We start from the raw sequence: 17,606 nt of genomic DNA on the forward strand, positions 1-17,606 counted from the left end.
AACTCACAGCATGCAACTTCGCGGCTTCAACAGCACCTCTAACCGGGTCTTCGATTTCATTTGCCTGTGGATTCTTCCCCTCGGCTATCTCCTGCTCCTGTGCGCGCTGTTTTTCCTGCCGGGACGCAGCCTGCACCACAAGCTGTTCTACGGCCTGTTCAGCATTCCGACGCTGATCGCCCTCTGCCTGCGCCCCAGGGAAGCCCGGGAACTGCTGCGCGAGCCGCTGATCGTCGCCCTCCTGCTGTTCGTCGGATGGGCGCTGCTCAGCCTGTGCTGGGGCCCCGCCGATGAACCGGTCGGCGGCATGTTCAAGCCGCCGCTGCACACCGTGCTGCTGTTTGCCGGCTGTTACCTGCTCGTGCGCTACCGCAGCGAGCTGCTGCAGCCGCTGCTGTTCACCGCCGCGCTGATCGCGCTGGCGGCCACGGCCGTGTTCCTGTTCCTGTTCGCCCGCGCCTACGAACCCGGCATGCGCCTGGTCGGCGGCGGGGCGTTCGACAACCCGCTGCTGAGCTCGCACCTGTTCGGCTTCTTCAGCGCCTACTGGCTGGGCATGACCATGATCGCCAAGCGCCGGCAGTTCCTGTGGCTCAGCGTGCCGGCCATGGCGGTGATGTTCATGGCCGTGATCGCGACCGGCTCCAGGACTCCGCTGGTGGCCCTCACGCTGGCGGCGCTGTGGCTGTGCTTCATCTGCTGGAACCGGCGCTCGCTGTTCCTGCTCGGCGCCATGGCCGTCGGCGGCCTCGGGGTGTCCTGGCTGTTCGGCCAGATGCTGATCGAGCGCGGCGACTCCTACCGCCTGGAGATCTGGCAGATGGCCCTGCACAAGATCGCCGAACACCCGTGGATCGGCCATGGCTACAACGCCAGCCTGGCCATCGACCCGGGGGTCGGCTACGACTTCGCCGAGCCCCACAGCTTTACCTTGGGCGTGCTCTATTACGTCGGCATCCTGGGCCTGCTGCCCTGGCTGTTCTTCCAGGTCTGGGGTCTGTACAGCAGCTGGCGCCAGCGTGTGCAGCCGCTGCTGATCCTCGCCTCGGCCCTGCTGGTGTTCGGCATCGGCGCCGGCCTGACGGAAGGCGGCGGCATCATTTCCCGGCCGAAGGAACACTGGTTCCTGCTGTGGATTCCCCTGGCGCTGATCGCCGCCCTGTCCATCAACCAGCGGGCCCGGCGCCTGCTGGCGCTGCCGGTGGAGCCGCTGTCGGCGGCCGGACTGCAGCAGATGGCCAGCGATGCCCAGGTGATCGAAGAGGACGGCCTGGGCCCGAAGGTCCTGCGCCTTGGCGACGGCAGTTTCCTGAAGCTGTTCCGCCCGCGCCGCTGGTACACCTCCGGCAGCTTCAACCCCTATTCGGAGCGCTTTGCCGTCAACAGCGAACAGTTGCGCCGGATGGGCATCCCGACCCCGCAAGTGCTCGGCCTCTATCGCCTGGACGACGGCAGCAGCGCCGTGCACTACTCGCCGCTGCCGGGCCACACCCTGCGCCAGGTGCTGCAGGGCATCACCGCCCCGGCGGTGCGTCAGGCACTGGTGGAGCGCTTCGGCCGGTTCATGGCGCAACTGCATGAGCAGGGCGTGTACTTCCGCTCGCTGCACCTGGGCAACGTGCTGGTGCTCGAGGACGGCGAGTTCGGCCTGATCGACCTGGCCGACCTGCGCATCTACCCGTCCGCGCTCGGCCTGTCGCTGCGTCAGCGCAACCTGCGCCACATGCAACGCTACACCGTCGACAAGCGCTGGCTGTTCGAAGACCATCTCGACGCGCTGCTTCAGGGCTATGCCATGACCGCGTCGCAATCCGCTGTGGATAACCTGCACAGGCAAGTGCTGGCCAGCAACGCTCCGGCCCGGGTTCACTGATGAACGAAACCAATCCCCTCATCGCGTTGGCCGCCTATGCGCTGGCCATCGCCAGCGCCGCCCTGCTGCTGCGGGCGGTCCCGACCATCACCCGGCACCTGCAGCACGCCGGAGAGAGCCGTTTCGCCAGCATCGACGGGCTGCGCGGCTACCTGGCGTTCGGCGTGTTCGTGCACCACTCGATCATCACCTGGATATTCCTGCGCACCGGGGTGATCGACTTTCCGCCGAACAACCTCTACGCCATGCTCGGCCAGGGCAGCGTCGCCCTGTTCTTCATGATCACCGGGTTCCTGTTCTGGGACCGACTGCTGACCCACGGCCGCCGGCACGACTGGCTGGCGTTCGGGATCTCGCGGGTGTTCCGGCTGTATCCGCTGTACCTGCCCCTGATGCTGCTGGTGTTCGTCACGGTGTTCCACCTGCAGGGCTGGGAACTGAAGGAGCCGGGCAGCCAACTGGCCCGGCAGGTGCTGGCCTGGCTGACGTTCGACCGGCCCGACATCAACCGCTACCCGCAGACCGGCATGCTGATCTCCAACGTGACCTGGACGCTGGCCTATGAAGTGTTCTTCTACCTGGCGCTGCCGCTGGCCGGCATGGTGTTCATCTACCGCGGCAGCTGGCGGCAGGTCTTGCTGTGCCTGGTCGGCATCTACGCGCTGTATCAGGCGGTGGGCTGGGAACACTCGCTGAAGAAGCATTTCCTGGCCAGTTTCCTCGGCGGGATCGCGGCGGCCTACTGGATCCGCCGGCCGCAGCTGGTCGCCTGGAGCCGGACACGCACGGCCGGCATCGTCGCCCTGCTGGCCCTGGCGATCGCCTTCACGGCGTTCAACCGGGCGTTCAAGGCGCCGCCGCTGCTTCTGCTGGGGCTGTTCTTCGTGATCGTGGCGTCGGGCAATTCGCTGTTCGGCGCACTCAAGCCGCGCAGCATCCGCTGGATGGGCGAAATCAGCTACAGCACCTACCTGCTGCACGGTTTCGTGCTCTGGGCCATGGTGCAGCGCCTGCCGCTGTGGCTGCAGGTCGATGCACGGGACGCGTGGGTCTACCTGCCGCTGCTGGCGGTGTGCACCTGCCTGCTGATCCTCATCAGCAGCCTGACCTTCCTGTACATCGAGCGGCCGGGGATGGCCCTCGGCAAGACGCTGCTGAACCGGCTGCGCCAGCGCAAGGAAAGCCAGAAACGCCTGGCCCAGAAGGTCGCCCGCTGAAGCCGGGCGCCCTTCCCGGGGGTGGGCTCAATCCTTTTCCAGCGGCGAAAACAGCAAGCGGCCCAGGCCGCGCCAGGTTTTCTTGTTCCAGGCCTTGAACGGGATCTGCGCCAGCAGTTCCCGCGCCAGCTTGCGGTCGCGGTTGGCGGTCTTGAGGAACATCGAGTTGAGCGACTTGAAGCGCACCTCGTCGTACAGCGGATGGTCGCTGAACAACGCGTAGGTGCGCAGGATGTTGTCGATCATGAACCGGTGGTTCTTGTAGGAGTTGGTGGCGTGCTTGCGGTAGCGCGCCATCACCACGTTCAGGCCGTCGATGAAGTAGCCGGCGCGGGTGACCTTCAGTTCGATCAGCAGGTCCTCCAGCCGGATCGTCGGGTCGAAGCCGCCGACCTTCTCCAGCGCTTCGCGGCGGATCATCAGGGTCGGCGCCGGCGGATACGGCTTGCGCTCCAGGAACATGTCATCGAAGTCCAGGCGGCGGAACGGCACGTCGCGGCGCTGGCGCTTTTCCGGGTACAGGTTGCCGTCGGCGTCGATCAGTTCGATGTTGCCGGCGCAGATGCCCACCTCCGGCTTGCCGTCCATGTACGCGACCTGGGTGGCGATCCGGTCCGGGTACATGATGTCGTCGGAACCGAACGGCACGATCAGGCTGCCCTTGGCCCGGGCGATGGCGCCGTTGAGCGTGTTGGTCAGCCCCTGGTTCTGCTGCACGCGGAAGTCGAAGCCATGCTGGGCCTGCAAGGCGCCGATGCGCTGGGCGCTGTCGTCCTTGGAGCCGTCGTCGACCACCAGCAGCTCGATGTTCGGGTAGGTCTGGTTGATGACGCTGAGGATGCTTTCCTCGATGTACGGGCCGTGGTTGTACGACGCGATGATGACGGTGACGAGAGGTTGCGCGTCGCTCATGGCTGTTCCTTGCGGGCCTGTTCCAGGCCGGAGTCGATCAGGTTCAGGTATTCCTGACGGAACACCTCGATGTCGTGCTGTTGCTGCAGATAGCGGTAAGCTTGCGCGCCCTTGGCCTTGAGTTCCTCGTCCGACAGGCCGAGGTAGGCGTCCAGCGCCGCGGTCAGGCCCGACACGTCCTTGGGCGCGACCGCCAGGCCGCCGGCGCCTTCGATCAGCGGCAGCATGGCCGGCACGTTCGAGGCGATCACCGGCAGATGCCCGCTCATGCCTTCCAGCAGGGCCAGGCCCAGGCCTTCGGCCAGCGACGGCATGGTCCAGATGTCAAAGGCGCGAACGTACTGCAGGGCGTTTTCCTTGAAGCCGAGCAGGTGCGCGCGGCCGGTCAGGCCCAGTTGCGCGATCTCCTCGGCCAGCGACGCCTGCAGGCGGCCGGCGCCGATGATCGCCAGTTGCGTGTTCGGGTACTTGTCCTTCAGCGCGGCAAAGGCCTGCAACAGGTAGGTGTGGCCCTTGACCGACACCAGCCGCCCCAGGGCACCGACCAGACGCACGCCAGGGTCGATCCCCAGCAGCTCGCGGGCACGCTCGCGGCTGTGCTGCAGGCCTTCGGCCTGCTCGATGTCGATGGCGTTGGTGATGGCCCAGGTGTTGGCGTCGGTGAAGCCGCAGGCGCAGTCCAACAGGTACTGCTTGACCGCCGGCGACACGCCGACGAAGCGCCAGTGCCGGTCGATCAGGCGCTGGGTCTGGCGTCGCCGGTAGAAGCGGTCGTATTCACCGAAGCCATGGGAGATGCCGATGCACAGCGGCACCTTCAGCCAGCGGTTGAGGGCCAGCATCATGTTCACCGGCTTGAAGCGGTTGCAGATCACCACGTCGAACTTTTCCCGGCGGCAGAACTTGTACAACTGCCACATCGCCCGCAGGCGCATGCCCTTGAGGGACTTGTCGGAAAACTCGAAGTACACCGAACGGTCGGCGCGGCTCACCGGCTCGCCCGAACCGGGCTTGCCGCGCAGGAACGCGGCGGTCACCTCATAGCGGTCCTTGGGCAGGGCCTTGACGATCTGCTCCGCGAGGTCGGCAAAATCATGGGCCTTGACGTTGTAGTCCGGCTGCAGCTGCAGCACCTTTGAACGTTGACTCATACCTCTCCCCGCTGGACGCCTGTCTCACCCGGGCGGACCTGCCAGAACAACTCCTGGCGCCGCACCGCTTTTCTGAAGAATTCGTTTTCGCCGTACACCGACGGCTTCCGGCCCGCCAGCATCCGCTGGAGGCAACGGCGCAGGCGCCGCTTGAACGGGGCCGGCGGCTGCAGGTCGTGCATCATGCCCAGCGCCATGGCCTTGTCGCGCTGCTGCGCGAGCGACAGCGGCAGGCACAGCGGCTGCATCGCCACCGTCGCGTCGAACGCAGGCGGCAGCGCGATGCCCTGGCCGTTGTCGCCCATCGGCCAGCGGTCGTTGTCGTGCAGATGGTTGGCGTAGCCGAGCAGCGTCGGCTGCCAGTCCAGGCCCTCCAGCACCTGCATCACCGCCTGCTGCGAGCAGAGGTGGTCGGGGTGCGGATCGAGGGTCGGGTGCGGCAGCACAATCACCTCGGGACGCGCCCGCAGCAGCACTTCGCGCAGGTCCGCCAGCAGGTTGTTCCAGGTCGGCGCGCCGTCGGCATCGCCAGGCAGCGTGAACGGATTCAAGCGGCGGAACAGCCGGGTGTCGTTGAGGTCGGCCTCCCGCGAGCCCACCGGCCGATCCGGCGCGGCCTGCATCGCCGCCAGTTGCAGGCAGAAGTAGCCGAGCTGCACACAATGCGCCTGCGGCACGCCGGCCCAACGCGGCACGGCCAGGCTGTCCCAGGCACGCAGACGGCCCTTGAGCCGCGCCGCCTCGACCTTGTCCAGGCCCATCTGCCGGTAGTGATCGGCTTCGATCTCACCGGCGGTCAGCGTCACGATCCACGCCTCGTCGGCCTGGCTGTACAGCCCGTAGGCCGCCAGTTCGGCGTCGTCGGCGTGCGGCGCAATCACCATCACCCGCTGACGGCGGTAGTCCGGCTGCTCCAGCGCCCACAGCAGCGGCTCGCCGGACACCCGGCAAAAACGTCCGCGCAGGCGCAGCCGGCCTTGGGAAAGCGCCTGGGCCTGGCCGCTCAGGTTCAGGTAGCGCAGGCCGTTGACGCCCCGCTCGAAGGTCTGCGCATCCGGGTCGTCGCCGCCGAGCAACTCGACCCGCGGATCGAGAAAACGCCCCAGCCAGGTGCTCTTGACCTTCACGGCGAGGATCAGGGTGGCGTCGTCCACCAGCATCACGCCGTCATCCAGACGCAGTTGCCCACCGTTGAGGTGCACCTTGGGCTGCGGGGTGAACGGCGGGAAGCTGTAGCGATAGTCGTCCTTCGGCGAATAGAACAGGTGATCGGCGAACCAGGCCTCGTGGGCGATCCAGCCGAGCACCGCGAGCAGCGGCGGCAACCACCACGCCACCGCGAAGCCCAACACGGCCAGGACGATCAAGGCGACCAGCAGGCCGATGCGCTTGTTGCGCCGGTGACGCTTGAGCAGTTGCTGTTTGCGGTTCATGGGCGCACTCATACGGTGAACACCGGCACAGGATTGCACCAGCGGTCCTTGTATTCACGGTCGGCGCGACCGAAGGAGAAGCGCAGCGGCTTGCCCAGCGCCCGGGCGTCTTCCCAGGCGCTCTGGGTGTTGAGGAAGCTCAGCACGCTGCCTGGGCTGAATTCGCGGGTTTCCGGATCGACGCCGCCGTTGATGTATTCGACGCTGATCCATTGCGGCGCTTCGACGCGGTACACCAACTGGATGGCGATCGGCGCATCGTTGAGGAAGATCACCGAACCGATCAGCAACTCGCGCAACAGCTCGATCACCTCGGCCATCCGCGCCGCGCCGGTGGCCGGGAAGCCCCAACGGCGCTGGAACAGGTCGCAGTAGATCGCCGCCAGCTCGCTGCTGGAGAACCCACCCACCGGCCGCACCACGCCGCCCGCCTCTTCCAGCAGGCGCAGTTCGCGGCGCTGGTTGTAGCGGAATTTCTTCGACAGTTCTTCCGGGGTGCGGGCCATGGCCAGCTGTTCGGCCTGCGGCTTGAGGCCGCTGAAGCGGGTTTCGTTGAGCGCCGACAGGTAGCGGCCGCGATGGCGCAGCGGCGCTTGGGCGTCGGGCGCCGCCGGCAGGATCAGCTCGGCGTTGCCGAGGTCGAACAGGCCCTTCTTGCCGCTGCGCTTGAGCACGTCCTTGGACAGCGCCAGATCGCGGCCCCAGGTCGGGATCGCGGCCTTGATCTCGCCGTGCTGCTCCCAGGCCAGGTAACGCACCGGGATCCCGGCCAGGGCCGCCAGACGCTCGACCACCATCGGGTGGGTCGCGACGCTGCCGCCGAAACGCTGCCAGGCCTGTGCATAAGTGGAGGCGTCGACGGGCGACCAGCCACGTTCGCGCCAGCCTTGAAAACGATTGAGCATCAGCCCCTCGGTGCCAGATCGGTGACTTGCGGCAAGCGCCAGAACGTGTCGCGCACCGCACGGTCGCTGAAGCGCTCGCGCAGCCGGTCGAACATCAGTTCGGCGCACTGGCGGCGCTGCTGTTCGTCCATGCCGGCCAGGTGCTGCAGGCCCTGGGCCAGGTGTTCGGCATCGCCGAGCGGGAACAGGATCCCCACGCCTTCGACCACTTCCTTCGCCCCGCCGCAGGCGGTCGCCAGCAACGGCACGCCGGCGGCCATGGCCTCCAGCAGCACCATGCCGAACGGCTCGTGGTCGGAGCTCAAGGCAAACACATCGAAGGCGCGGAAGTAGTTGCGCGCCTCCGGCACCTGGCCGAGAAACAGCACCCGGTCGCCGATGCCCAGTTCCCGGGCGAGGGCCTTGAGGCTGTCCTCAAGTCGCCCCTTGCCGAGAATCACCAGTTGACTGTTGGCCGGCAGCCCCGGCAACGCCGCGGCGAAACCGCGCAACAGGGTGGCCTGGTCCTTGTCCGGGTGCAGGCGGCCGACGTTGCCGACGATCCAGGCATCCGCCGTCAGCCCCAGGGTTTCCCGGGCTTCGCGGGCGGAGACCTGACGGGTCTGCAGCGCACCCACATCGATGCGGTTGTAGAGGGTCTGGATCCGGGTCGCCGGCCATTTCGGCAGGCAGCGGCGCATGTCGTCGCGCACCGCATCCGACACGCCGAGCAGGCTCAGGCGCTTGCGGAAGATGTGGGCGAACAGTTTGCGCGAACCGCGCTTGTAGTCGCCGAACGCGTGGTGCACGCCGATCACCGGCAGCGACGTGCCGAGCAAGGCGATGTAGATCGGCTTGAAGCGATGGGCGATGCAGAAACTGAAGTTGCGCGAAGCGGCGATCTTGCGCAGATCGCCGATGGCGCCCAGCTTCAGGCCACGGATGGCCTTGGAGCTGTATTCCATGAACAGCACTTCGTCGGAAGCGCAGGCCGCGGCCACCTCGCTGTCGGCGGCCCCGGTCAGGAAGACCGTGGTCACCCGGTAGCCGGTGCCCGCGAACAGGCTGGCGTACTGCCGCGCGCAGTCCAGGAACGGCCCGTCATAGCCGTGGCAGAACTGCAGCACATGGCGTTCAGCCGAGCGTGTCATAAGCGTTTGCGCCTTCTTTGACCACCAGAATGTCTTCCATGATCAGGTACTGCAGATCAGAACCGAAGAACATGTTCAGCGCGTCGGTCGGCGAGCAGATCATCGGCTCGCCGCGGCGGTTGAGCGAGGTGTTCAGCGACACGCCGTTGCCGGTCAGGTTCTCCAGCGCCTTCATCATGTCGTAGTAGCGTGGGTTGTATTCGCGCTTGAGCACCTGGGCACGGGAGGTGCCGTCTTCGTGGACGACTTCCGGCACGCGGGTCTTCCACTCTTCCGCCACTTCGAAGGTGAAGGTCATGAACGGCGCCGGGTGGTCGATCTTGATCATCTGCGGCGCGACGGTGTCGAGCATCGACGGGCAGAAAGGCCTCCAGCGCTCGCGGAACTTGATCTGGTGGTTGATCCGGTCGGCCACGCCCTCGACGCTCGGGCAGCCGATGATCGAACGCCCGCCCAACGCGCGCGGACCGAACTCCATGCGGCCCTGGAACCAGGCCACCGGATTGCCGTCGACCATGATCTTGGCGATCTGCTCGGGCATGTTGTCCAGCTTGCGCCAGACCGGCTTGTTCTCGTGACGGGCGCACGCGGCGATCACGTCTTCGTTGCTGTACGACGGGCCGAGGTAAACGTGCTCCATCTTCTCGACCGGCACGCCGCGGGCGTGGGACACATAGGCCGCCGCGCCGACCGCGGTGCCGGCGTCGCCGGAGGCCGGCTGCACGAACAGCTCCTTGATGTCGTCGCGGGCGATGATCTTCTGGTTGAGCTTGACGTTCAGGGCGCAGCCGCCGGCGAAGGCCAGCTTGCCGGTTTCCTTGAGCACGTCGCCCAGGTAATGGTCGATCATCTGCAGGGCCAGCTTCTCGAACAGCGCCTGCATGCTCGCCGCGTAGTGGATGTACGGCTCGTCGGCGATGTCGCCTTCGCGTTTCGGGCCGAGCCATTCGATCAGCTTCGGCGAGAAGTAGAAGCCCTTGCCCTTCTCTTTGTAGCGGCGCAGGCCGATGACGTTGGCGTAGTCGGTGTTGATCACCAGTTCGCCGTTCTCGAACGAGGCCAGGCGCGAGAAGTCATACTTGCTGGCGTCGCCGTACGGCGCCATGCCCATGACCTTGAACTCGCCGTCGAGCATTTCGAAGCCGAGGAACTCGGTGATCGCGCCGTACAGGCCGCCGAGGGAGTCCGGATCGAAGAATTCCTTGATCTTGTGGATCTTGCCGTTTTCGCCGTAGCCGAAGAAGGTCGTGGCGTATTCGCCCTTGCCGTCGATGCCCAGGATCGCGGTCTTCTCCTTGAAGCCCGAGCAGTGGTAGGCGCTGGAGGCGTGGGCCAGGTGGTGCTCGACCGGCTCGATCTTGATCTTCTTCGGATCGAAGCCCAGTTGCTCCAGGCACCAGACGATCTTCTTGCGGTAGCGCTTGTAGCGGCGGTTGCCCATCAGGATCGCGTCGAGGGCGCGGTCCGGGGCGTACCAGTAACGCTTGGCGTAGTGCCAGCGGGCCTTGCCGAACAGGCTGATCGGGGCGAACGGGATCGCCACCACGTCAACGTCGGACGGCTTGATGCCGGCCTGTTCCAGGCAGAACTTCGCCGATTCGTAGGGCATGCGGTTCTTTGCATGTTTATCGCGCACGAAGCGCTCTTCTTCAGCCGCCGCCACCAGCTTGCCGTCGATGTACAAGGCTGCGGAAGGATCATGGCTAAGGGCGCCGGACAGGCCAAGAATCGTCAATGCCACAGGGGTCTAGCCTCTTTAGTCTGCATGCAGGCGCGGTGCGCCTTGAAAAGATGATGTGCCCTCGCACCGGGCGAGAGACAGCTAAAGGGCGGGATTATAGCTTAAAAGCACCGACAAACCTCTAGCGGGAACTGGCCGGAAGCTGCGTTGACATGCCGCATCCCCCGCCATAGACTCAGGCGCAAATGGACTGGGAGATCCCGGTCGGCGTTAATGCCTCGGTGAGATCACCGGGGCTTTTCGCTTTCTGGAGACGGGAAAAGCTTCAGCCCCCAGTTTTCGAAACCCTCTCCAACTTTGTTCCGACCACCGCTGCAATAGAACTTGCGTTTGAGCACATCGAAAGCTCGATTCTCTTGCCCCGCCCTCAGTACGCTCATGCCAATGGGCCTCGCAACAAGGTCAGCCAGTTGCAATCCCGTGGAGTTCACCTGCTTGGTGGCAAACACGATGTCAAACGGCAGTTGAATGCCCAATCGGTTCGCACCACTGCACATCCTGCGAAACTCCAGCTCAAGCTCGTTATCCTCTCGCCTCCCCCGGCGCTCGAAAATCACATGCGTCAGTGCCTGCTGCTGATTCTTCTCCTGCAAAAACTCATAGAGCGTTTCCAGACAAAAACCGAGAGCAAGGTGATACGGGTTGTGGCCCAGGCCTTGTTTTTCACGAAGTGAAGCTTTGTCTATCACACAACTGATCAGAACGAAGTTGCTGGCCTCAATGATGCAGGTCAGTTCCTCAAGAAAAGCATTCTTGTGCTCCCTGGATACGAACAGACCGGAGAACGCTCCTTTTTCTTTACGGATTTCGAGCTCATGCAGACCAATCAAATCGTGCCCCATATGGGTGAACTTGAACTTCTGCAGGGCCGGAATGACTTTCTCGCAATAATGCTTTTTATGAAAGGCGCAAAACGCGAGCACAAAGACTGGATAGTTGCGATCCAGAGTCTGCATCCCATGATCACCGCTCTCATCGACATAAACGATGAAATCGCCGTACTGACAGGCCGAGGGCAATGGAATCACCTAAGGCTTGTTCGCCAGCAAATATGGTTTTCGCAGTCCTTGGACTGGCAATAGATCGCGCAGGGCAGCAGCATCGCGCAGAGGGCGCCGGACATCGACAGATTGACCAGCGGTCACAACCATTTTGATCTTCAAGATTTGCCCTCCAGAAACATCGGGGCAAACTAGCATCGGGGCTTTACGGGGGGCAGCTCATCGCTTCTGACAAGGCCGTAGGACAAGTCACTAGGATTTGTCACCACATGCCTTGCCCGATTCCATTGCAGAAATTTCTTACGTGCGTACGAACAATCACGCAGCGCCCAATACATCCTTAGGCAACCGCTGATCAATCACCCGGTGCAACGCACTGCCCTCAGGCCAGTTGCGCATGAACCGTGCGCGGTCGCGCGCGTAGGCCGGCGCGAAGCGGCTGGCCGATCCGTGCTGGCACATCGAGTCCAGGTCGATCAGCGCCCAACGGTCGCCCTGCCAGAACAGGTTGTGGCCCTTGAAGTCGCCGTGGCTGATGCGCTCGGCGATCAGTTGCGCAAACAGCAGGTCCAGCGCCTTCAGCTCCGGCTCCGGGGCCTCGCCGCTTTCGACGTACGGCGCGAAGCGCTCGATGATGTCCGGCCCCGCCAAGTACTCGGTGATCAGGTAGGCCTTGCGGCGCAGCCAGAAAAACCGCGTTTCCAGCACCGCCAGCGGTTTGGGCGTGGCGATGCCGAGGAACGCCAGGCGATTGCCTTCGCGCCACGAATGCCAGGCCCGGCTCGGCCGCCAGAACCGCTTGAGCCAATGGGCGAAGCCCTTGATGTTGTAGCGTTTGATCACCAGCGTGCGCCCGGCCGCCTCGACCTTGCCGACGCTGGCCGCGCCGCCGGTCTTGTACAGGTGGCCACGGTCGAGCAAGGCATCGGCCTGCTCCAGCACCGGCAGCATCGCCGGCTCTTCTTCGCGGCGCACCGCGCGCAGGCCGAACGCGCCGCGCACCACACTGAACAGCGTGCAGTCGCGGCCGACCTTGGTCAGGTAGTCCTTCAGGCGCCAGGCGCGCACCTTGTCGATCTGCTTCTGCAAGGCCTCCAGCGGCAGCGCGTGCTCGCTGTTGCCCAGCAGGTAATACACCAGCAATTCTTCGGTGAACGGCGCCAGCGACGGGGGCAACTGGGCGAAGAACACACCGAGGTTCTCCAGCACTTTCTGGCGCGACAGCGGCTGGCCGACGTTTTCGGCACGGATGCCGGCGCCGTCGATCAGGTACAGCTGCCCGCCATGGCGCAACAGGTTGTCCAGGTGCAGGTCTTCCTGCCACAGGCCTTTGCCGTGCAACTGCGCGATGGCGCCGAGCGCCTCGGCCAGCACCGCCGACTGTTCGTCCGCCAACACCGGCAGCGACTCGACCTGGCGCCACGCATCGCCCAGGCTTTCGGCGCCTTCGAGGAACTCGAACAGCAGCCAGCCGCCCTCACCGTCCTTCAGGCCGTCGGCCAGCAGCAACGGCGTGGTCATGCCTTGGGCCGCGAGCAGTTTCACGCCATCCAGCTCACGCTGAAAATGCCGCGCCGCCTTGCCGCCCACCAGCAGCTTGGCCAGCACCGGCCGGCCGCGCCACACGCCGGCGCCGACATAACGCTGCCCCGGCAGCACCCGCAGCAGGCTGAGCAGCTGCAGGTCCGCCGGCCCCGCCGCATCGGCCAGCGACACGGTCAACGGCAGCGGCGGCGTACGTCCGGCATCCTTGAGTTCAGACAACTGCATCAGCGGGTCTCCTTGCGGCTGCGCCGTGCGGTCAGGCGCGTGACCCAGCTGTCGACCAGCGATGCGTCGGCCGGCTGGTCGAGATAGGCGGCCAGCAATTCGCGCAACTGCGCCTCGTTCCATTCCGGCGCGCGGCGCAGCAAGGGCTCCAGGTCCTTGACCCGGTCACGCAGGCCGAACAGCAAGGGACGGGTCTTCTCAAGGTCAATCAGTTGCGCCTGATACGCAGCGCCGTCGGCCTTGAGGAAAATGTGCTTGGGATAGAAACAGCCGTGCACCTGGCGCCTGCCGTGCAGGTGACGGGCCAGTTGGCCGCAGGCCTTGAGGATGGCCGACTGCTGCGCCGCGCCCAGATCCGACCAGCGCTGCAGCAGCGAATCGAGGTCGTCCCAGCCGTCGAGGGCGCGGGTCAGCAGGATCGCACGGACTTCGCCGTTGACCTTGCGCGCGCCGAAGAACGCCGCCTGCAACGCCGGGATGCCGAGCTGGCGGTACCGGCTGATGTTGCGGAACTCACGGGCGAACGTCGGCTCGCCGAACGGCGCGTGCAACGTGCGGGTCAGGTAGTCGCTCTGGCGCTTGAGGTAGTAGCCGCAGCCTTCGAGCTCCAGCCTGTACACACTGCTCCAGCCGCCGCCGTCGGTGTTCGGCTCGTCCACCGCGTCGAGCTGCTTGGCCCACAGCGCCTCGAAGGTGCCGAGGCCGTGGCGCTCCAGCAGCGCACGGTCTTCAGCGGCCAGGAAATCAGTCATTCGCGTCCCTCGAAAAATCTCACCACGTGACGGATCCGCTTCTTGTCGGCGGCATTGAGCCGGTCACGCTGACGGTATTGCAGGTAGAAGCGCAGGCGCTGGGTGTTCGACAGGTGATACTTGGCCACCTTGTCGAGGCAGGCCAGGTCCTTGGTGATCCGGTACTTGAGCCAGAAGCCGCGCCAGAAGTCGCCGTTGGGGCAGTCGATCAGGAACAGCTGCGCCTGGTCGTCGATCAAAAGGTTGCGCCACTTCAGGTCGTTGTGGGTGAAGCGGTGGTCGTGCATCGTGCGGGTGTACACCGCCAGTTGCCGGCTGATGCCGTCGACCCAGGCGCGGTCCTTGAGCTTGGGATCGTTGCGCTCGGCGAGCGCCGAAAGGTCTTCGGTGCGCGGCAGCTCGCGGGTGATCATCGCGCCGCGGGCATAGGCCGCGCCCCGGCGCTCCAGGCCCCAGGCCACCACTTCGGCGGTGGGGATGCCCCACTTGGCGAAGCGCTTGAGGTTCTGCCACTCCATCTTGACCCGCGGCTTGCCGATGTAGCGGCGCAGGCCCTTGCCGGCGCCGGAGTAGCGCTTGACGTAATAGTTGACCCCGTCGCGCTGCACGCGGATGACCTCCGACAGCGGATCGCGGGTCAGGCGCTCGCCCTGAAGGGCGAACACCGCTTCGAGGGAACCGAAGTCTGCGCTGAGGTCGCGGTAAGTCGGCTCAAGGTTCCAACCCGCCATCAGAGCGCATCCCCGTAACGTTGCTTGCGTGCGTAGAGTTTGTTGGCCTTGCCCTCCAGCCAGCTCAGCAGCGACGCCTCTTCGGCGAGGATCCGGCGCAGCGGCTGCTGGAAGTAGCCCTTGAGGAAACGCAGCTTGTCGCGGCGGGTCAGGCCGATGTCCAGCGCGGAGAAGTACAGCGCCGCCAGGTCCTTGTCGCGCCAGCGCCGGGTGATGGCCGGGCGGGTCTGGGCGCGGTGCAGGTCGATCACCGATAGCTTGAGGTCACCGGCGGTGACCGGTCGGTCGGTGTGCAGCAGGAAGTGGCAGATGTAGCAGTCACGGTGGTTCACGCCGGCCCGGTGCATCATGCCGGTCATGCGCGCGACCTCGGCGATCAGCGCGCGCTTGAGCGCAGGCTGCGGCGGCTGCCGGACCCAGTCGATGCTGAAGTCTTCGAGGCTGACGGTCGGCGCCAGCTCCTCGGTGACGATGAACGAATGCTGGCCCGCCGGGTTGCTGCCCTTCTCGCCGTAGGCGACGGCGGTCATGGTCGGCACGCCGACCTGCTGCAGGCGCTGGATGGCTCGCCATTCCTGGCCCGCACCGAGCACCGGCAGCTTGGCGGTGAGCAGGTTCTTGAAGATCTCGCCCCAGCCGATGCCCCGGTGGATCTTGACGAAATAACCGTTGCCGTCGACTTCCGTGCGCAATGTCCGGCGGGCTTCCAGCTCGCGGTAGACCTCGCCCTTGAGCCCTTCGACCTGCGCGAACGCATCGCGGCCGGCCCACAGGCTCTTGAACGGTTCAGCCAGCATCAACTTCATTTAAGCGTGCTCCGCCAGAATCACATCGGCCGCGTGCTGCGGCATGCTGTACAGATCGGCCGTCCCGGCGAACGCCACGCCGTTGCGGCTCCAGGCCGCCCGCGCCGAGGCGTCGCCGAGCATGTCGGCCAGGTAGCGGGTCAGTTGCGCCTGGTCGAACGGCTCGTCCAGCACCCGCCCGGCGTCGGCCTCGGCGATGTAGTGGGCGTAGCCGCAGACCGCGCTGACCAACACCGGCAGGCCGGCCACCAGGGCTTCGAGCAGCACCGTCCCGGTGTTCTCGTTGTACGCCGGGTGGATCAACAGATCCGCGCCCAGCAGGAAACGCGGGATGTCGCTGCGCCCCTTGAGGAACGTCACGTTGTCGCCCAGGCCCAGGGTGGCGCTCTGCATCTGGAACAATTTGGGGTCATCCTGGCCGATTACAAACAGCCGGGTGCGTTTCCTCAGTTCCGCCGGCAGCGCGGCCAGCGTCTTCAGGCTGCGGTCGACGCCCTTGGTCTTGAAGCCGGAGCCGATCTGCACCAGCAGCAGCTCATCATCCTTGAGGTTGAATTCGGCGCGGAAACCGGCGCGGATCTCGTCCGCATCCGCCGGACGCCGACGGTCCTGGGCGATGCCCGGCGGCAGCAGGTGGAAGCGCTCCACCGGCGTGCCGTAATGCTTGATGAACAGCGGCTGCTGCACTTCGGAAATCATCAGCACTTCGGTCTTCGCATCTTTGGCGAACACCGCCCGCTCGTACTCGGCGAAGTGGCGGTAACGGCCCCAGCGGCGGTACAGCGAATGGCGCAGGTTCTGCGCCTTGTCTTCGAAGCAGCCGTCGGCGGCGTAGTAGACGTCCAGCCCCGGCATCTTGTTGAAGCCGATCAGACGGTCCACCGGGCGCTTGGCCAGGTCGGCCTCCATCCAGGCGCTGAGCTTTTCGTTGCGCCGATGGTTGAACAGCGCCTTGACCGGCGCCACCAGCACCTCGAAACCGGGCGGCACGTCGCCTTCCCAGATCAGGGTGTAGACGCGGATCGCATGGCCGCGCTTCTGGCATTCGAGGGCGATGCGCATGAAATCGCGCTGCAGGCCGCCGAACGGGAAATACTTGTACAGGACAAATGCCAATTGCATCAGCGCAGCTCCTCAGCCATCAACAACGTGCTCAGTCGGCTGGCGACACGCTCGGGGTTCACACGCGTGAAGCACAGGGGCGACTCGCGTTTCAGGTCGAATTGACGGGCATCTTCGGCCGTCGGTTGGTAGGTGCATTTCTTCTGCAGGCACGGCGCGCAGGGGAAATCGCTGCCCAGGTGGATCTGCACCTTGCCGTAGGCGCCGGTCAGGCCGGGGTTGGTCGGGCCGAACAGCGACAGGGTCGGCACATCCAGCGCGGCGGCCAGGTGGCCGAGGCCGGTGTCCACCGCCACGCAGGCCTGGGCGCCGGCCAGCACCTTGCCGACACCGGCCAGGTTGAGCTTGGGCAGCACCTCGGCGTGCCTGAAGCCAGCGGCGATACGCTCGGCCCGGGCCTTCTCCACCGGGTTGCCCCACGGCAGCCTCACGCCGACGCCGAGGTAGCCGACCCGCTCGGTCAGCTCGCGCCAGTAGGCTTCCGGCCAGTGCTTGGTGTCCCAGGTGGTGCCGTGCAGGAACACCACGTAGGCGCTCTTGCGCGGCAGCTCGACCAGGCGCTCGACGTTGAGGCCGTAGTCGCCCAGGCCCTTGGGCAGGTCATAGCCCAAGGCGATGGCGAACAACTGGCGCACCCGCTCGACCGCGTGCTGACCGCGGGCCACCGCCAGCTTGCGGTCGTAGAACCGTGCCGCGATCGGCTCGCGGGCCGAGCCCTTGTCCAGGCCCGCCACCGGGGCCTTGACGTAACGGGTCAGCCAGGCGCTCTTGAGCAGGCCCTGGGCGTCGATCACCAGATCGTACTTGGCCGCCCGCACGCTTTGCTTGAAGCGTTTCCACTCGCCGCTCTTGACGGTTTGCCAGAGGTTCTTGCGCCAGCGGCGGATCGCGACCGGAATCACCTTGCCCACGGCCGGGTGCCAGCTCGGGATTTCGGCGAAGCCTTCCTCCACGACCCAGTCGAACTTGATGCCGGGGATCGCCCGGGCCGCGTCGGTCAGCGCCGGCAACGCATGGATCACGTCACCCAGCGACGAAGTCTTGATCAGCAGTACCCGCAAC

Annotated in this window: 15 protein-coding genes; 2 read left to right on the top strand and 13 right to left on the bottom strand. The window is 65.5% G+C overall.

Annotation, left to right across the window (positions count from 1 at the left end; genetic code table 11):
• Positions 1-10: 10 nt before the first annotated feature.
• Positions 11-1,873, top strand: coding sequence for a bifunctional O-antigen ligase/aminoglycoside phosphotransferase family protein (locus CAG31_RS22395; RefSeq protein WP_085585285.1), 1,863 nt, complete (start codon positions 11-13; stop codon positions 1,871-1,873).
• Complete coding sequence (locus tag CAG31_RS22400; protein ID WP_085585287.1) at positions 1,873-3,090, top strand: acyltransferase; 1,218 nt, start codon at positions 1,873-1,875, stop codon at positions 3,088-3,090. Before CAG31_RS22395 ends, CAG31_RS22400 begins: the two co-directional genes overlap by 1 nt.
• 27 nt (positions 3,091-3,117) lie before the next feature.
• On the opposite strand, the gene CAG31_RS22405 is transcribed toward CAG31_RS22400, so the two are convergent.
• The 13 genes from CAG31_RS22405 to waaC form a co-directional block, all read right to left on the bottom strand.
• On the bottom strand, positions 3,118-4,002 hold the full coding sequence (locus tag CAG31_RS22405) for a glycosyltransferase (RefSeq protein ID WP_085585289.1): 885 nt from the start codon (positions 4,000-4,002) through the stop codon (positions 3,118-3,120).
• Positions 3,999-5,153, bottom strand: coding sequence for a glycosyltransferase (locus CAG31_RS22410; RefSeq protein WP_085585291.1), 1,155 nt, complete (start codon positions 5,151-5,153; stop codon positions 3,999-4,001). The genes CAG31_RS22405 and CAG31_RS22410 overlap by 4 nt, the downstream gene beginning before the upstream one ends.
• A complete protein-coding gene (locus CAG31_RS22415) occupies positions 5,150-6,586 on the bottom strand; it encodes a PIG-L deacetylase family protein (RefSeq protein WP_085585293.1) in 1,437 nt (478 codons plus the stop codon). The genes CAG31_RS22410 and CAG31_RS22415 overlap by 4 nt, the downstream gene beginning before the upstream one ends.
• Positions 6,587-6,594: 8 nt before the next feature.
• Positions 6,595-7,491 carry an antimicrobial resistance protein Mig-14 gene (locus tag CAG31_RS22420; protein WP_085585295.1) on the bottom strand — a complete coding sequence of 299 codons (897 nt, stop codon included), beginning with the start codon at positions 7,489-7,491 and terminating at the stop codon, positions 6,595-6,597.
• Entirely contained in the window at positions 7,491-8,621 is a 1,131-nt protein-coding gene (locus CAG31_RS22425; protein ID WP_085585297.1) for a glycosyltransferase, read from the bottom strand. The genes CAG31_RS22420 and CAG31_RS22425 overlap by 1 nt, the downstream gene beginning before the upstream one ends.
• Entirely contained in the window at positions 8,605-10,362 is a 1,758-nt protein-coding gene (locus tag CAG31_RS22430; RefSeq protein ID WP_085585299.1) for a carbamoyltransferase, read from the bottom strand. The genes CAG31_RS22425 and CAG31_RS22430 overlap by 17 nt, the downstream gene beginning before the upstream one ends.
• A 227-nt stretch (positions 10,363-10,589) precedes the next feature.
• Entirely contained in the window at positions 10,590-11,390 is an 801-nt protein-coding gene (locus tag CAG31_RS22435; protein ID WP_085585301.1) for a DUF3800 domain-containing protein, read from the bottom strand.
• A gap of 291 nt (positions 11,391-11,681) precedes the next feature.
• The gene (locus CAG31_RS22440; protein ID WP_085585303.1) at positions 11,682-13,133 is read right to left on the bottom strand and encodes a lipopolysaccharide kinase InaA family protein; all 1,452 of its coding nucleotides are present in this window, start codon (positions 13,131-13,133) and stop codon (positions 11,682-11,684) included.
• Positions 13,133-13,885 (bottom strand): lipopolysaccharide kinase InaA family protein, encoded by a 753-nt coding sequence (locus tag CAG31_RS22445; RefSeq protein WP_085585305.1) that lies wholly within the window; start codon positions 13,883-13,885, stop codon positions 13,133-13,135. The genes CAG31_RS22440 and CAG31_RS22445 overlap by 1 nt, the downstream gene beginning before the upstream one ends.
• Positions 13,882-14,616, bottom strand: a complete 735-nt coding sequence (locus CAG31_RS22450) for a lipopolysaccharide kinase InaA family protein (protein ID WP_085585307.1) — start codon at positions 14,614-14,616, stop codon at positions 13,882-13,884. The genes CAG31_RS22445 and CAG31_RS22450 overlap by 4 nt, the downstream gene beginning before the upstream one ends.
• A complete protein-coding gene (rfaP, locus tag CAG31_RS22455) occupies positions 14,616-15,422 on the bottom strand; it encodes a lipopolysaccharide core heptose(I) kinase RfaP (protein WP_085585309.1) in 807 nt (268 codons plus the stop codon). Before rfaP ends, CAG31_RS22450 begins: the two co-directional genes overlap by 1 nt.
• The gene (locus tag CAG31_RS22460) at positions 15,423-16,544 is read right to left on the bottom strand and encodes a glycosyltransferase family 4 protein (protein ID WP_085585311.1); all 1,122 of its coding nucleotides are present in this window, start codon (positions 16,542-16,544) and stop codon (positions 15,423-15,425) included.
• A complete protein-coding gene (gene waaC, locus CAG31_RS22465; RefSeq protein WP_085585313.1) occupies positions 16,544-17,605 on the bottom strand; it encodes a lipopolysaccharide heptosyltransferase I in 1,062 nt (353 codons plus the stop codon). Before waaC ends, CAG31_RS22460 begins: the two co-directional genes overlap by 1 nt.
• Between the last annotated feature and the right edge of the window lies 1 nt (position 17,606).

This window comes from Pseudomonas sp. R25(2017) (genome assembly GCF_002112565.1).
GTDB lineage: Bacteria > Pseudomonadota > Gammaproteobacteria > Pseudomonadales > Pseudomonadaceae > Aquipseudomonas > Aquipseudomonas ekonensis.